Genomic DNA, 14,219 nt, shown 5'->3' with positions numbered 1-14,219 from the left:
TCTTCCCCTGTCACGGTGTCGATCCGATGCTGTGAGCGGCGCGGGTGGTCGGGGGTCGAAGGGGGTGGTCCCCCTGGGTGGTGCCGCCCTGTCACGGTGTCGATCCGATGCTGTGAGCGGCGCGGGTGGTCGGGGGTCGAAGGGGGTGGTCCCCCTGGGTGGTGCCGCCCTGTCACGGTGTCGACCCGATGCTGTGAGCGGTGGTGCGGAGGCCGCGCTGTGCCACCTTGTGCACAGGAGAGTTGAACACGTCGTGAACCGGGTATGACGATGCCTCAATAGTCCGCGATTGTCGGTATCGCTGACCGAGTCATTCGAGAAGGGGGTCCAACTGGTGACGCCGCCCTCCCGCGCGGAACTCGTCGACCATCTGGTGCGTACCGGAATCGCGGGTCAAGTCGACACTCCACGGCAGAACAACCTCAAGCACTACCGGCGGCTGGTCCAAGGGGACCCCTACTACCAGTTCGGGCTGACCTTCTCCCACGAGTGGTCGTTCGGCGAGGTCCTCGCGCTCATGTCCAAGCGGTGCGGGGTCGTCGACGACGAGACCTACCTGTGGGGGATCGACACCATCGACCCGGACCGCACCGTGGACGCCCTGGAGTCCCTGGCGGACCGGTTGGGCGAGGCGGCGCGGAACAAGGAGCGCGTCATGTTCGCCACGGGGCACCCGAAGAACCTGCACACGACCTACCGGGTGTGGAAGGACCTGCTCGTCGAGCGCGGCTGCGCGGTGGTCACCGGCGCGGCCGGGTACTCCTACGACGTCTCGGGGGAGCACCCGCCGTCCCGCAGGGTCCTGGTCTGGCGCGACGAGGTGGGCCTGGTCATCGACGGCGGCAACCCCCGGCACAGCCACCACCCCTTCGGGATGCGCGCGGCACTTGCGGACCTGACCGAACGCGGAGTGGAATGGCCGCAGCTGGTCATCGCGGACCACGGGTTCGCCGGGGCCGCGGGGGAGGCCGGGGTGGAGACCATCGGATTCGCCGACAGTAACGATCCCGCTCTGTTCCTGGGCGAACACGAAGGAAAACTGCATACGACGGTCCCGTTGGACGACGGATACCTCACCGCCGACTACCGTCCGCTTTCGGACTACGTGGTGCGTCGCGCGGGCCTGGCCTGAACCCGGCCGGGCGGTCGCGGCGCCCGGCACACGGGTCGGCGGCGCACTTCACGGACTTCCCCGCGGGGAGGCGGGGAAGGGTACCCAGGCGTTAAACCTCACACGCATCCCAAACCCCACGCAGCCGCACGGACAGCAAAACCGCTCTTTTAATGCCGTGAACCCGGATTTACTCTGAAAACGGACGTGACAGTAGTTGCCGGACGGAACACGAGCGCGGCCGAGGGCGTGGGGGAGACCCCGCGGGTGTCGGGTCGCGTGCGGCAGACAGGGACGCGGACGCACGTCCGGAGAGAGAGCGTCAGGACATGAGTGGGAGCAAGGGTTCGCTTGAAGAGGTGAGGTTCCTGACCGTGGCCGAGGTGGCCGCGATCATGCGGGTCTCCAAGATGACGGTCTACCGAATGGTGCACTCGGGAGTGCTTCCCGCGATCCGCGTGGGCCGCTCCTACCGGGTGCCGGAGCGCGCTGTGCACGACTACCTCCGAGAGGCGTTCGTCGAGGCGGGGTGACTCCCGACGGCCCGGGCGGCACACCACCGATCCCGGTGCCGGAGGAATCGGCCACGCGAGGGCCCCTCCGGTACCGGGACCGCAGGTGAGGTGGTGAGAGCCCCCGTTCCCACGGCCTTTCGTCAGAGGTTCCCAGGCGTCTACTACACTTCGTCGTTGTTGACGTAGTCCGTGCCGCACTCCCTCTGACGAGGTCTTCCGCGATGTCCTTCACTGAGCCCGGCGCCCGTGTGCGCGCCGCCCTGCGCTGCGGTGCCGCCGCACTGGCGCTGTCCGCGGCCGCGGCCGGATGCGCGGGGGGCGTCGACACCGGGGCCACGGCCGCGGACGACCGCTACGTCTCGGGGGACGGATCCAGCACGCTGTTCACCCCCGACGAGCGCCAGGACGCCCCCGTGATCGAGGGCGAGACGCTCGACGGCGAGGCCGTCAGCCTCGCGGACTACTCCGGCAGCGTCGTCGTGCTGAACTTCTGGGCCAGCTGGTGTGCGCCGTGCCGCGCGGAGACGCCGGTCCTGGAGGAGGTGCACGCCGAGCACCAGGACGCCGGAGTGGAGTTCCTCGGCGTCAACATCAAGGACAACCGCACCGCCGCGCAGGCGTTCGAGCGCAACCAGGAGGTCGGCTACCCGAGCCTGTACGACCAGCCGGGCGAGGTCCCGCAGGCCTTCCGCGACACGGTCCCGCCGCAGGCGATCCCCAGCACGCTCGTCATCGACCGCCAGGGCCGCGTCGCGGCCCGCGTCATCGGCGCCACCGACTACGACGAGCTGACCGGGCTCGTCGAGCCGGTCGCCGCCGAGGACCCGGGTTCCCCGTGATCGCCGAGACGGTCTTCAGCGGCTCCCTCCTCCTGGCCGTCCCGCTGGCCGCGGCCGCGGGCCTGGTCTCCTTCCTCTCGCCCTGCGTGCTGCCGCTCGTCCCCGGATACCTGTCGTACGTGACGGGCATGTCGGGCGCGGACATCGCCGCGCACCGCCGCGCCGCGGCGGAGGAGGCGGGGAGCGGGGGGACCGCCCTCTCGGTCGACGAGGTCCTGGAGACCCGGCGCTGGACCATGCTCGCCGGGAGCCTGCTGTTCATCGCGGGCTTCACCGCGGTCTTCGTCTCGGTCGGGGTGTTCGTCGGCGGTGTCGGCGGGCTGCTGCTGGACCACGCGGACGTCATCACCCGCGTCCTCGGCGGGCTGACCGTCGTGCTGGGGCTGGCGTTCATGGGCGTCGTCCCCGGCTTCGACCGGGAGTTCCGCATCCACCGCCTCCCCGGGGCGGGACTCGCGGGCGCGCCGCTGCTGGGGGTGCTGTTCGGGCTCGGCTGGACCCCGTGCATCGGCCCGACGCTGGCCGCCGTGCAGTCCCTGGCGTTCACGGAGGGCAGCGTGGGCCGGGGCGCGCTGCTGTCGCTCTTCTACTGCCTGGGCCTGGGACTGCCGTTCGTCGCGGCCTCCCTGCTCTACCGCAGGGCGCTGGGCGCCTTCGACTGGGTCAAGCGCCACTACCGGACCGTCACCGTCGCCGGCGGCGCGATGCTGGTCGTGGTGGGGCTGCTCCTGGTCTCCGGCCTCTGGACCGACATCACAGCCCTCACGCAGGGCTGGACCGCGAACTTCACGACGGTGATCTAGCCAGTGACCTCACGCAAACCCGCAGAAGAAGCGGCGGACCGGACCGCTCCGGCCGCCGCGCCCGCGCTCTCGCCCGTCGGCTGGGGGCGCTGGGCCTGGCGCGTCCTCACGTCGATGCGCACCGCGCTCGTCCTGCTGTTCCTGCTCGCCCTGGGAGCCATCCCCGGTTCGCTGCTGCCCCAGCGGGGGGTCAGCGTCGAGCAGGTCCAGAACTACTTCCTGGACAACCCGGACCTCGCCCCGTGGCTGGACCGGTTCTTCCTGTTCGACGTCTACTCCTCGCCCTGGTACGCGGCGATCTACCTGCTGCTGTTCGTCTCGCTCGCGGGATGCGTGCTGCCGCGGGCGGCGGCGCACTACCGGCTGCTGCGCGCCGCCCCGCCCAGGACGCCGCGCCGCCTGGACCGGATGCCCTACTCGGCGACCCTCAGCACCGACGCGGCCCCCGAGGAGGCGCTGCGGCGGGCCCGGACGCTGCTCAAGGGGTACAGGATCGCCGACCACGGCGACTCGCTGTCCGCCGAGACCGGATACCTGCGCGAGACCGGGAACGTCGTCTTCCACCTCGCGCTGCTGGGACTGCTGGTCTCGCTCGCGGTCGGCGCCTTCTTCGGCTACCGGGGCAACACGCTGATCGTCGAGGGCGACGGCTTCGCCAACACGCTGCCCTCCTACGACGCCTTCCATCCGGGCAGCGCGGTGGACCCCAGCGGCATCCAGCCGTTCTGGCTGCGGGTGGACGACTTCGACGCCTCCTTCATCGAGGAGGGCGACCTCAGCGGGCAGGCCAGCTCCTTCAGCGCGGACGTCACCTACCGGGAGGGCCCCGACTCCCCCGAGCGGACCCACGTCCTGGAGGTCAACCACCCGCTCGAGGTGGACGGCGCGCAGGTCTACCTGCTCGGGCACGGCTACGCGCCGACCTTCAGGGTCACCGACGCCGACGGGCAGGTGGTCTTCGACCAGCCGGTCCCGTTCCTGGACCGGGGCACCGCCAACCTCACCGCCGACGGCGTGGTGAAGGTCCCCGACATCGCCCCCGAACAGCTCGGCTTCACGGCGGTGTTCCTGCCCTCGGCGGCCTCCGGCGAGAACGGGGACCTCGTCTCGGACTTCCCCGACGCCCGCAACCCGGTGGTGGTGCTCAAGGGCTTCAGGGGCGACCTGGGGCTCGACAGCGGGAACTCCCAGTCGGTGTACCAGCTGTACACCGAGAAGATGGAGGAGATCGGCGACTCCCCGGCGCTGGCACCCGGCGACAGCTGGGAGCTGCCCGACGGGTCGGCCACCATCGAGTTCACCGGCTACCGCGACTACGTCAGTATCCAGGTCACCAGCAACCCCGCCCGGGTGCCGGCGCTCACCGCCGCGGTCGCCGCCGTGCTGGGGCTGCTGTGCACCCTGTTCGTGCAGCCCCGCCGGATGTGGGTCCGTGCGGGGACCGGCGGGGACGGGCGTACGGTGGTCGAGATCGGGGGACTCGTCAAGACGGAGGGCGCCGCCTCCCTGCGCCGCTTCCACGAGCTGGCCACCCAGTTGAACCAAGAGTTGAGAGAGCCCGGCTCTGCGGACCCGGGCGTCGAGAAGGAGTAACCGGTGGTGCACGTTCTCGCCGCGGAGACCGCGGTGGACACCGGGTTGTCGGCGGTCAGCGACAACCTGGTCCTCGCGATGATCGTGGTCTACGCGGTCGCCCTGTTCTGCTTCGTCTTCGAGGCCGCCTACGGCCGCCGCGAGTCGTTGAAGGGCACCCGGCTGGTCGCGGTCGGCGCCTCGGAGGGCGAGTCCGAGGGGCTGACGGTGAACCTGCGCGCCCGGGAGCCCGAGGCGAAGGCGTCCCGGCACGTCCTCGGCAGAGTGGGGCTGGGCGTCACCGCGCTGGGCTTCGTCCTCAGCCTCGCCCAGATCGTCACCCGGGGCCTGGCGGCGGACCGCTGGCCGTGGGGCAACATGTTCGAGTTCGTCATCGCGATCTGCCTGTGCGGCGTGGCGGCGTTCCTGTTCGCCGCGTTCCGCTACAAGGCCCACTACCTGGGCGCCTTCGTGCTGGTCCCGGTGCTGCTGCTGCTCGGGATCGCGGTCCGGTGGCTCTACTCCGAGAGCGGCCCGGTGGTCCCGGCGCTGGACTCCTACTGGATCGCCATCCACGTCTCCGCGCTGATCATGGCCACCGGCGCCTTCATGGTCTCGGGCTCGGCCACCATCACCTACCTGGTCGCCCACAGCACCGAGACCAGGCGCTCCCTCGGCGAGAAGGTCAGCGGCATCGCCGCGAAGCTCCCCAGCCCCGAACTCCTGGACCGCCTCGCGCACCGCATGATCGTCCTGGGCTTCCCCCTGTGGACGTTCGGCGTCATCGCGGGATCGATCTGGGCCGACGAGGCGTGGGGCCGCTTCTGGGGCTGGGACCCCAAGGAGGTCTGGTCCTTCATCACCTGGGTGGTCTACGCCGCCTATCTGCACGCCCGCGCCACGGCGGGCTGGCAGGGCAAGAAGGCGGCCTGGATCAGCCTGGTCGGCTTCGCGTGCCTGCTGTTCAACTTCTTCGGCGTGAACTACCTCTTCAGCGGCCTGCACAGCTACGCGTAACCGCTGGTCCGGCTCCCGACGGGTCCCTACGGCGACGGGCGTTCCCCGCGCCGGGGGACCCTTTCGGCTCTCAGGCCGAGGCGGAACCACAGGACCCGGCTCCCGGATATGGACGCCGTGTCCCATAGTTATGGATGCCGTGTCGCCGGACGGCTGCGAGCGCCCTCAACGCGAGGAGTCCGAGGGGAGCACGGAACGGGTCCCGCCCGAAAGGCGTCGAAGCCCCGCACGCCCATGGAGCCGGCGGTGGCGTCGGGTTGCCGGTACACGCCCGCCGAAAGGCAGCACGACCGGTGGCGGGCGGCCCCCCTGGCCTCGACGAGACCGCGTCCGGCCGTTCGCGGCAGCGGCCCGCGAGCCTGCTCCCCGGTTCCCCGGGTGAGACGCGTGACCCCGGTGGTGGCCTCCCGCTCCCGGGCCAACTCGGGAAGCTCCGGCGCGGGGATGATTCGCGCACCGGCACGCCGAATCACCCCCGCGCCGGAGACTCCATCAAGGACGCCGGGAATGACGCCGTTCCTCCGGAGCGGGCGCCGGGGCGCCGGGGCGTCCATAGACTTGCCTTCCGTGAGCAAGAGCAAGCGCCAGCGCGTGGACCGGGACAAGGCCCGAGCAGAGATCCCGCCGCTGCCGGAACCCCTCAGCGTGGCCGTCCCCGACTGCCACACGCACATGGACATGCAGGGCGGGGACGTCGCCGCGATCGTGGCCAAGGCCGCCTCCGTCGGGGTGACGCCGCTGATCCAGGTCGGATGCGACCTCGCCGGGTCGCGGTGGGCGGCCGAGGCCGCCGCCGAGCACGACACCGTGTGGGCGGCCGTGGCCCTGCACCCCAACGAGGCCCCGCGCATCGTGCACGGGGTCGGCGAGGACGAGGCCACCGAATGGGACCCGGCGCGTCCGGCCGGGGGCATGGCGGCCCTTGAGGAGGCCCTGGCCGAGATCGACGCCCTCGCCGCCCGCGAGCCGGTGCGCGCCGTCGGCGAGACCGGACTCGACAACTTCCGCACCGGCCCCGAGGGCGCGGCCGCCCAGGAGGCGTCGTTCCGCGCGCACATCAGGATCGCCAGGGAGCGCGGCAAGGCCCTGATGATCCACGACCGCGACGCGCACGAGGACGTGCTGCGGATCCTGGCCGAGGAGGACGCGCCCGAGCGGGTCGTCTTCCACTGCTTCTCCGGCGACGCCGAGATGGCGAAGGTCTGCGCGGAGCGGGGCTACTTCATGAGCTTCGCGGGGAACGTCACCTTCGGCAGCGCCCAGCAGCTGCGCGACGCCGCCGCCGTCGCCCCGGCCGAACTCGTCCTCGTCGAGACCGACGCCCCGTTCCTGACCCCCAAGCCCTACCGGGGCCGTCCCAACGCCCCCTACCTCGTCCCGCACACCCTGCGCGCGCTGGCCAAGGTCAAGGGGCTGACCGAGGAGGACCTCGCCGCGACCGTGGCCGCCAACGCCCGCCGCGCCTTCGACCTGCCCTGAGCGCGCCCGCCGCGCCCCGGCGCGGTCCCGGGGCCGGGAGGCCGCGGGACCGCGCCGAGGCGGGGCCTACAGCTCCACGCCCCACTCCTTGAGGGTCTCCGCCAGGCCGGGGGCCGGGGCGCCGGGGGCGCGGGTGCTGGTGCCCGGCGTGCGGCTGAAGCGGGGGGCGGGGCCCGGGTACAGGGTGTCGCCGTCGCGCACGACGGAGCCGCGCGCCCTGACGTGCGGGTGGTCGGCCGCCTCGGCCATGCTCAGGACGGGGTGCACGCAGGCGTCGGTGTGCCCGAAGACGGCGTCCCACTCGTCGCGGGTCCGGGTCCGCAGCACCGCCGTGAAGCGTTCGCGCAGCTCGGGCCAGCCGGAGCGGTCCCACTGGCCGGGCAGGTCGGCGGGGTCGAGCCCGACCCCTCGGAGGAACGCGGCGTAGAACTGCGGCTCCAGGCAGCCCACCGAGACGTGGCGGCCGTCGGCGCACTCGTACACGTCGTAGAAGGGCGCCCCGGTGTCGAGGTAGTTGGCGCCGCGCTCGTCGGTCCACGCCCCCCGGGAGCGGTCCTCGTACACCATCGACATCAGCAGGGCGCTGCCGTCCACCATGGCCGCGTCCACGACCTGGCCCCGCCCCGACCCGCCGCGCTCCAGCAGCGCGGCGAGGATGCCGGTGACCACGAACATGCTGCCCCCGCCGAAGTCGCCCACCAGGTTGGCGGGCGGGACGGGGGCCTGGCCGCGGCGGCCGAAGGTGTGCAGCGCCCCGTTCAGCGAGATGTAGTTCATGTCGTGCCCGGCGCGCGCGGCCAGCGGTCCGTCCTGGCCCCAGCCGGTCATCCGGGCGTACACCAGGCCGGGGTTGGCCGCGTGGCACTCCTCGGGGCCCAGGCCGAGGCGCTCCATCACGCCGGGCCGGAAGCCCTCGAGGAGGACGTCGGCGGCGGCGACGACCGCGCGCGCGGCGGCGATCCCCTCCCCGGACTTCAGATCCACCTCCAGGACCGGCCGTCCGGCGCTCATGTGCGGCCGGTCGGTCCCGGGCACGGCCGCCCCGGGGCCGGGGCGGTCCAGGCGGATGACGCTGGCGCCGAGGTCGGACAGCAGCATGGCGGCCATCGGCCCCGGCCCGATCCCGGCGAACTCCACGACGCGGGTCCCGCTGAGCGGTCCCATGGGCGACCTCCGATGCGCTCGAACCAAAACAGAACGAAACTCGGTTTTATTCTGTTCCCCGTCGCCGGGTCGCGCCAGGGGCTTCCGTTTCCATCGGTTCCGACGCTGTCCACGCGGCAGGGGCGGTTCCGCCGTGAAACAGCCCCACGATTCGGCCACGACGAAAGCGCGGATGCGGTCACTGTGGTAATTTCCGGGTGTCTTCTCGACACCCAGCCGTAGGCGGACGCCCGCTCGGCCGCATCCCGTCGGCCCCCGGCCGGTCCCTCGCCGCGCTTCCCGCCGAGGTCGTTCCCGGCCCCAGTCACCCCGAAGGTCTGAACAATCGTGCGTACCCGGTCTTCTGGTCCAGGCGGTCCCCCCACCCGGCACACGGCCACCCCAGGCCCGCAGCCGGCCACACACGGGCACCGGCGCCGCAGATCCGCGAAGAAGGGTCCGGCCCTGCCGGGCCTCCCGAAGCTCGCGCGGCCCCGGATCGCCCTGCCCCGCTCGCGCGGCGCGGTCCTGGTCGGCGCGATCGTGGCGGTCGTGGTCCTGGCCGGCGGCGGCACCGCGTTCGCGCTGGACAAGCGCGTCACCCTGTCCGTGGACGGGGAGAGCCGCACCGTGCACACCTTCGGCGGGACCGTCCAGGACGTCCTCGACGCCGAGGGCGTCACCCTCGGCGAACGCGACGCCGTGGCGCCCGGGGTCGCCACCGAGCTCGGCAGCGGCGACCAGGTGCTGGTGCGCACCGGCCGCGAGTTCACCCTCGCCGTCGACGGCGAGGAGGCCGCCACCCACTGGGTCACCGCCCTCACCGTCGGCGAGGCGCTCGACCAGCTGGGTATGGACGCGGACTCGCTCACCCTGTCCGTGGCGCCCACCACCCCCGTCCCCGTCGACGGGCTCGCCGTGGACGTCCGCACCCCCCGGCACGTCGTCGTCGTACGCGACCAGGTCCGCACGGAGCTGCACACCAACGCGCCCACGGTCGCCGGGGTGCTCGAGGCCAGCGGCATCGAACTCGGCGAGCACGACGCCGTCGACCCCGGCCTGGACGAGGAGCCCGCCAACGGCATGGTGATCGAGGTCATGCAGCTGATCGGCGAGCCCGAGACGAGGGAGGTCCCGATCGAGGCCGAGGTCGAGGAGCGGGAGAACCCCGAGCTGCCCGAGGGCGAGACGAACGTCGTCACCGAGCCCGTGGACGGCGTCAAGGAGGTCACCTACGGCCGGGTCCTCCAGGAGGGCGAGGAGGTCGAGTACGTGATCTCCGAAGAGGTCGTCAAGGAGCCGGTGGACGGCGTCACCGAGATCGGCACCAAGGAGCCCGAGGTCGACCCGAACGTGGGCGGCGAGGCCGACACCCTCAACTGGGCGGGACTCGCCGAGTGCGAGTCGGGCGGCAACCCCGCCGCGGTCAACTCCGCGGGCGGCTACTACGGCCTCTACCAGTTCTCGATGGCCACCTGGCAGTCCGCCGGAGGCACCGGCCTGCCCAGCGAGGCCAGCCCCGACGAGCAGACCATGCGCGCCAAGAAGCTCTACAACATGGTCGGCGGCAACTGGCAGAGCCAGTGGCCCCACTGCGGAGTGCACCTGTTCGAGTGACCCCCGGGGCCCTCCCCGGGAGGGCCCCGGGCGCGGGCCGGGCGGCGCGTCTCGCCCGGCCTGCCAAAATAGGCGGGTGACCGAATCCGACAGCGCCCGCCTGCTCACCCCCGCCGACGTACGACGCCTCTCCGAGCGGCTGGGGGTGCGCCCCACCAAGACGCTCGGCCAGAACTTCGTCATCGACGCCGGGACCGTGCGCCGGATCGTGCGCACCTCCCAGGTCGGCGCCGACGACGTGGTCGTCGAGGTCGGCCCCGGGCTCGGCTCGCTCACCCTGGCGCTGCTGCCGCACGTGCGCCGGGTGACCGCGGTGGAGATCGACCCCAAGCTGGCCGCCGCGCTCCCCGGGACCGTCGCCGAGCACGCCCCCGGCCTGGCCGAACGGTTGGAGGTGGTGACCGCCGACGCCATGCGGATCACCGAGCTGCCGGGCCCGCCGCCGACCGCGCTGGTCGCGAACCTGCCCTACAACGTGGCCGTCCCCGTCGTGCTGCACCTGCTCGAACGGCTGTCCTCGCTGGAGCGCGGCCTGGTCATGGTGCAGTCGGAAGTCGCCGACCGGCTCGCCGCCGATCCCGGCGGACGCGTCTACGGCGGGCCGTCGGTCAAGGCCGCCTGGTACGCCGAGGTGAGGCGGGCCGGGGCCATCGGCCGCAACGTGTTCTGGCCCGCCCCCAACGTCGACTCGGGGCTCGTGGCGCTGCGCCGCAGGCCCGCTCCCGAGACCAGGGCCACCCGGGAGGAGGTCTTCGCCGTCGTGGACGCCGCCTTCGCCCAGCGCCGCAAGACCCTGCGCGCGGCCCTGGCCGGATGGGCGGGCTCGGCGCCCGCCGCCGAGACGGCCCTGCGCGCCGCCGGAGTGGACCCCAGGACGCGCGGGGAGGCGCTGGAGGTGTCGGCCTTCGCCCGGATCGCCGAGCACCGCCCCTGAGCCGCTGGGTAGCGCGAGGAGCGCCGGCGGAAGGGTTTCCAGCCGGCCCGCTCTCCGCCTCCCGCCGGACCACGCTTCCGGGGCGGCGGTCCGGGCGTCAGGCGGGCTGGCCTTCGAGCAGCTCGATGTCGACGCCCGAGCTGTGCGAGGCGCCCCGCAGCGTCAGGAGGGTGGGCTCGCGCCCGTTGGGGACGGCGAAGACGAGGTGCCCCCGGCGGGTTCCGTTCTCCTCGACGGTCCCCCAGAGGAGCTCGTCGTCGTCGCCCCCGACGGAGCTCTCGGCGGGGGTGTCGGGGCCGAGGTCCTCGTAGCCCAGGGTCTGGTCCACCGGCCGGAAGTCCAGCGGCACGCCCGAGATGTTCCGCACGCTCACCGGGAACACGCAGTACTGGTGGCCCTCCGGGGACTCCACGCCCCCGAACTCCGACGCGCACTCCATCGGCTGGATGCGGAACTCCATCCGGTTGTCGGTGTGGATCGCCTCGTCCGGCACGGCCTGGGAGCCCGGCTCCTCGGACTCCTTGGGGTCGACGGGCTGCTCCTGCTGGTCGCCCTGCGGCGCGTCGTCGCCGAACAGGGAGAGGCGGCCGTTGGCGGCCACCACGGCGAACAGGCTGAAGAGCAGGATCAGCACCACCGCCCCGATGATCGCGGCGGTCACGACCATCCGGGACCGGCGGGTGTCCGGCCGCAGGGGGTTGTGCGGAGCGAGCGGACTCGGCGGAACGTACGGCCGGGCCTGCGGGTGCGAACCCGTGGGGGCCTGGCGCGGCGGGCCGGGCGGCTGCTGCCCCCCGCCCGAGCCGTGCGGCGGCACGACCGGGAACTGCCCGGTGTGGTGCGGAGGCTGGGGCGGGGACTGCTGGGGCCGCTGCGGCAGGGGCCTGCCCTGGCCCTGGTGCTGCTGGGGCGGCCCCTGGCCGCCCGCCGCGGGCGGGCGCATCGACGAGGGAGGCCCCTGCGGGTAGGGCTGCTGGGGGGAGACCGGCCCCTGGCCGGGGTGCGGCGGGGCCTGCGGGTGCCGCATGCCGGTCAGCGTCTGGTGCGCGCCCGGGGGATGGCCCTGCGGCGGGTACCCCGGAGGGCCCGGAGGCAGGTTCGGCCGCCACGACTGGTGCAGCGCGTGGCTGACCATGTCGTTGGCGTCGCCGGCGTCGTTGTCCTCGGAGCCGCCCGCCAGCTCCAGGAGCAGCTCCTGCGCGCTGGGCCGGCGTTCGGGCTCCTTGGCCAGCGCCTTGGCGACCAGCCGGTCCAGCGGACTGTCCAGGTCGCCGATGACGGGCTCGGCGAACAGCATCCGCTTGCCCAGCGCCATGGCGTCGCCGTTGCCGAACGGGTGGGTGCCGTTGCCCGCGAAGGCGACCAGGCAGCCCCACGCGAAGATGTCGGCCTTGGTGGTGACCTTCTCCTCGAGTAGCTGCTCGGGCGCCATCCACCCCGGGCTGCCCATCACGATGCCGGTCTGGGTGTGGTTGGTGACGGTGTTGAGGGCGCGGGCGATGCCGAAGTCGATCACCCGGGGCCCCGACAGCGACAGCAGCACGTTCGCCGGTTTGAGGTCGCGGTGCACGAGCCCCGCCTTGTGGATGGCGGCCAGCGCCGCGGCCACGCCCAGGGCGAAGCCGTGCAGCGTGCTGGAGTCCAGCGGCCCGTTCTTGGCGATGTGCTCGGCCAGCGCGGTCCCGGCGATGTACTCGGTGACCATGTACGGCCGGTTCTCGAAGGTGCCGTGGTCGAGCACCTTGGCCGTGCAGAAGGAGGCGACCCGCCGGGCGTTCTCCATCTCGTCGCGGAAACGCGCGCGGGTGGCCTCGTCGAACGCCAGCTCCGGGCGGATGACCTTGATCGCTACATGGCTGCCCTTCTCAGCGGAACGGCCGAGGTAGACCGTTCCCATTCCTCCGCTGCCCAGGCGTCCGGCCAGCATGTAAGGACCGATGGTGGCCGGATCTCCGGCGGCCAGCGGTTCAAGGTTCTTCGGGAGCCCATCCGACGGCAAGCGACCCTCCCCGACGGTGTCCAAACTCCGTCTTGGCCCCAAAGGTAGCGGGGAATCTGTCCCGATACCCACCCGCACGGGCCATCGAGTCCTAATGTGGCAACGAAAGTGACGCCAGCGGAGCGGGTTCGCTGTTGACGCGTCGATGCATCCTGAGCGCGACGTATGAACCGTACAAGAGTCGCATACCGGGTGCACGGGTTCACAGAGGTGGGGTTTCCCTTACGATCTATGAATCGTGACCGCTATGAACACCGTAACCGTACGGGTGCCCGCGAAGGTCAACCTCCAGCTCGCGGTCGGGCCCGCCCGTGATGACGGCTACCACGACCTGGTCAACGTCTTCCACGCCGTCTCGCTCTTCGACGAGGTTACCGTCACACACGGAGCGCCCGACGCAAAACCGGGTTCGGCCGTGCTGACCGCGACCGGGGACCGCCCTTCCCGGACCGCGGGCGTCCCGCTGGACCACGGCAACCTCGCCGCCCGCGCCGTCGCGCTGCTCGCCCGCGAGACCGGGGTGCGCACCGGCGTCCGCGTCCACCTCCACAAGGCCATCCCGGTGGCGGGGGGGATGGCCGGGGGCAGCGCGGACGCGGCCGCCGCGCTGGTGGCGTGCGACGCGCTCTGGGGGACCGGGGTCCCGACGGCACGGCTCGTCGAACTCGCGGCGGAGCTCGGCAGCGACGTCCCGTTCCCGCTGCTGGGCGGGACCGCGGTCGGCACCGGGCGCGGCGAGCGGCTGACCCCCGCCGCCGGGAACGGGACCTTCCACTGGGTCTTCGCCCTCGCCGAGGGCGGCCTGTCCACAGCGGCGGTCTTCGCCGAGTACGACCGGCTGCGCCCGGACGCGCCGGAGCCGGAGCCGGACCGGGAGCTGGCGGCCGCGCTCGCCGACGGCGACGCGCACCGGCTCGGCGCGGCGCTCGCCAACGACCTGCAACGGGCCTCCTTCTCGCTGAGGCCGGGACTGGCCGCCACCATCGCCGCCGGAAGGGAGGCCGGAGCCCTCGGCGCGATCGTGTCCGGCTCCGGGCCGACCTGCGCCTTCCTCGCCGAATCCGCGCCCCGCGCGCGCGAGCTCGCCGCGGCCCTGCTGGAGTCCGAGGAGTGCGCCGAGACCGTCGTGGCCCACGGGCCGGTCCAGGGGGCCGTCGTCGTCGGACGGTCCTGACGGGCGGTGGCCGGGG

At 72.7% G+C, this 14,219-nt stretch carries 12 protein-coding genes; 10 read left to right on the top strand and 2 right to left on the bottom strand.

The features are described from left to right. Nucleotides 1-334 precede the first annotated feature (334 nt). The 7 genes from EV190_RS01005 to EV190_RS00975 all read left to right on the top strand — a co-directional run bounded on the left by EV190_RS01005 (nucleotide 335) and on the right by EV190_RS00975 (nucleotide 7,336). On the top strand, nucleotides 335-1,132 hold the full coding sequence (locus EV190_RS01005; RefSeq protein ID WP_133739495.1) for a phosphatase: 798 nt from the start codon (nucleotides 335-337) through the stop codon (nucleotides 1,130-1,132). Nucleotides 1,133-1,440: 308 nt separating this feature from the next. After that, nucleotides 1,441-1,644, top strand: a complete 204-nt coding sequence (locus EV190_RS01000) for a helix-turn-helix domain-containing protein (RefSeq protein ID WP_133739494.1) — start codon at nucleotides 1,441-1,443, stop codon at nucleotides 1,642-1,644. Between the two features lie 203 nt (nucleotides 1,645-1,847). Beyond that, nucleotides 1,848-2,465: a TlpA family protein disulfide reductase gene (locus EV190_RS00995; protein ID WP_133739493.1), complete on the top strand. Its 618-nt coding sequence runs from the start codon at nucleotides 1,848-1,850 to the stop codon at nucleotides 2,463-2,465. Next, a complete protein-coding gene (locus tag EV190_RS00990) occupies nucleotides 2,462-3,268 on the top strand; it encodes a cytochrome c biogenesis CcdA family protein (RefSeq protein ID WP_133739492.1) in 807 nt (268 codons plus the stop codon). The genes EV190_RS00995 and EV190_RS00990 overlap by 4 nt, the downstream gene beginning before the upstream one ends. A 114-nt stretch (nucleotides 3,269-3,382) precedes the next feature. Beyond that, nucleotides 3,383-4,861 carry a cytochrome c biogenesis protein ResB gene (gene resB, locus EV190_RS00985; protein ID WP_133740092.1) on the top strand — a complete coding sequence of 493 codons (1,479 nt, stop codon included), beginning with the start codon at nucleotides 3,383-3,385 and terminating at the stop codon, nucleotides 4,859-4,861. Between the two features lie 3 nt (nucleotides 4,862-4,864). Continuing rightward, nucleotides 4,865-5,857, top strand: a complete 993-nt coding sequence (gene ccsB, locus EV190_RS00980) for a c-type cytochrome biogenesis protein CcsB (RefSeq protein WP_208112978.1) — start codon at nucleotides 4,865-4,867, stop codon at nucleotides 5,855-5,857. A 558-nt stretch (nucleotides 5,858-6,415) separates the two neighbouring features. Next, nucleotides 6,416-7,336: a TatD family hydrolase gene (locus EV190_RS00975; protein WP_133739491.1), complete on the top strand. Its 921-nt coding sequence runs from the start codon at nucleotides 6,416-6,418 to the stop codon at nucleotides 7,334-7,336. Nucleotides 7,337-7,402: 66 nt separating this feature from the next. Here EV190_RS00975 and EV190_RS00970 read toward each other — a convergent pair whose 3' ends face one another. Continuing rightward, nucleotides 7,403-8,500, bottom strand: a complete 1,098-nt coding sequence (locus EV190_RS00970; protein ID WP_133739490.1) for a CaiB/BaiF CoA transferase family protein — start codon at nucleotides 8,498-8,500, stop codon at nucleotides 7,403-7,405. A 327-nt stretch (nucleotides 8,501-8,827) separates the two neighbouring features. Here EV190_RS00970 and EV190_RS00965 point away from each other — a divergent pair, with 327 nt between their 5' ends. Further along, complete coding sequence (locus EV190_RS00965; protein ID WP_341770501.1) at nucleotides 8,828-10,096, top strand: resuscitation-promoting factor; 1,269 nt, start codon at nucleotides 8,828-8,830, stop codon at nucleotides 10,094-10,096. Between the two features lie 76 nt (nucleotides 10,097-10,172). Next, nucleotides 10,173-11,030: a 16S rRNA (adenine(1518)-N(6)/adenine(1519)-N(6))-dimethyltransferase RsmA gene (gene rsmA / locus EV190_RS00960; RefSeq protein WP_133739489.1), complete on the top strand. Its 858-nt coding sequence runs from the start codon at nucleotides 10,173-10,175 to the stop codon at nucleotides 11,028-11,030. Nucleotides 11,031-11,127: 97 nt separating this feature from the next. Here the strand turns inward: rsmA and EV190_RS00955 are convergent, their stop codons facing one another. Further along, a complete protein-coding gene (locus tag EV190_RS00955) occupies nucleotides 11,128-13,029 on the bottom strand; it encodes a serine/threonine-protein kinase (protein WP_133739488.1) in 1,902 nt (633 codons plus the stop codon). Between the two features lie 247 nt (nucleotides 13,030-13,276). Here EV190_RS00955 and EV190_RS00950 point away from each other — a divergent pair, with 247 nt between their 5' ends. Beyond that, the gene (locus EV190_RS00950; protein ID WP_208112977.1) at nucleotides 13,277-14,203 is read left to right on the top strand and encodes a 4-(cytidine 5'-diphospho)-2-C-methyl-D-erythritol kinase; all 927 of its coding nucleotides are present in this window, start codon (nucleotides 13,277-13,279) and stop codon (nucleotides 14,201-14,203) included. Nucleotides 14,204-14,219 lie beyond the last annotated feature (16 nt).

Source organism: Actinorugispora endophytica, from assembly GCF_004363075.1.
Lineage (GTDB): Bacteria > Actinomycetota > Actinomycetes > Streptosporangiales > Streptosporangiaceae > Actinorugispora > Actinorugispora endophytica.
This window is presented reverse-complemented; position numbering and strand designations above follow the sequence as displayed.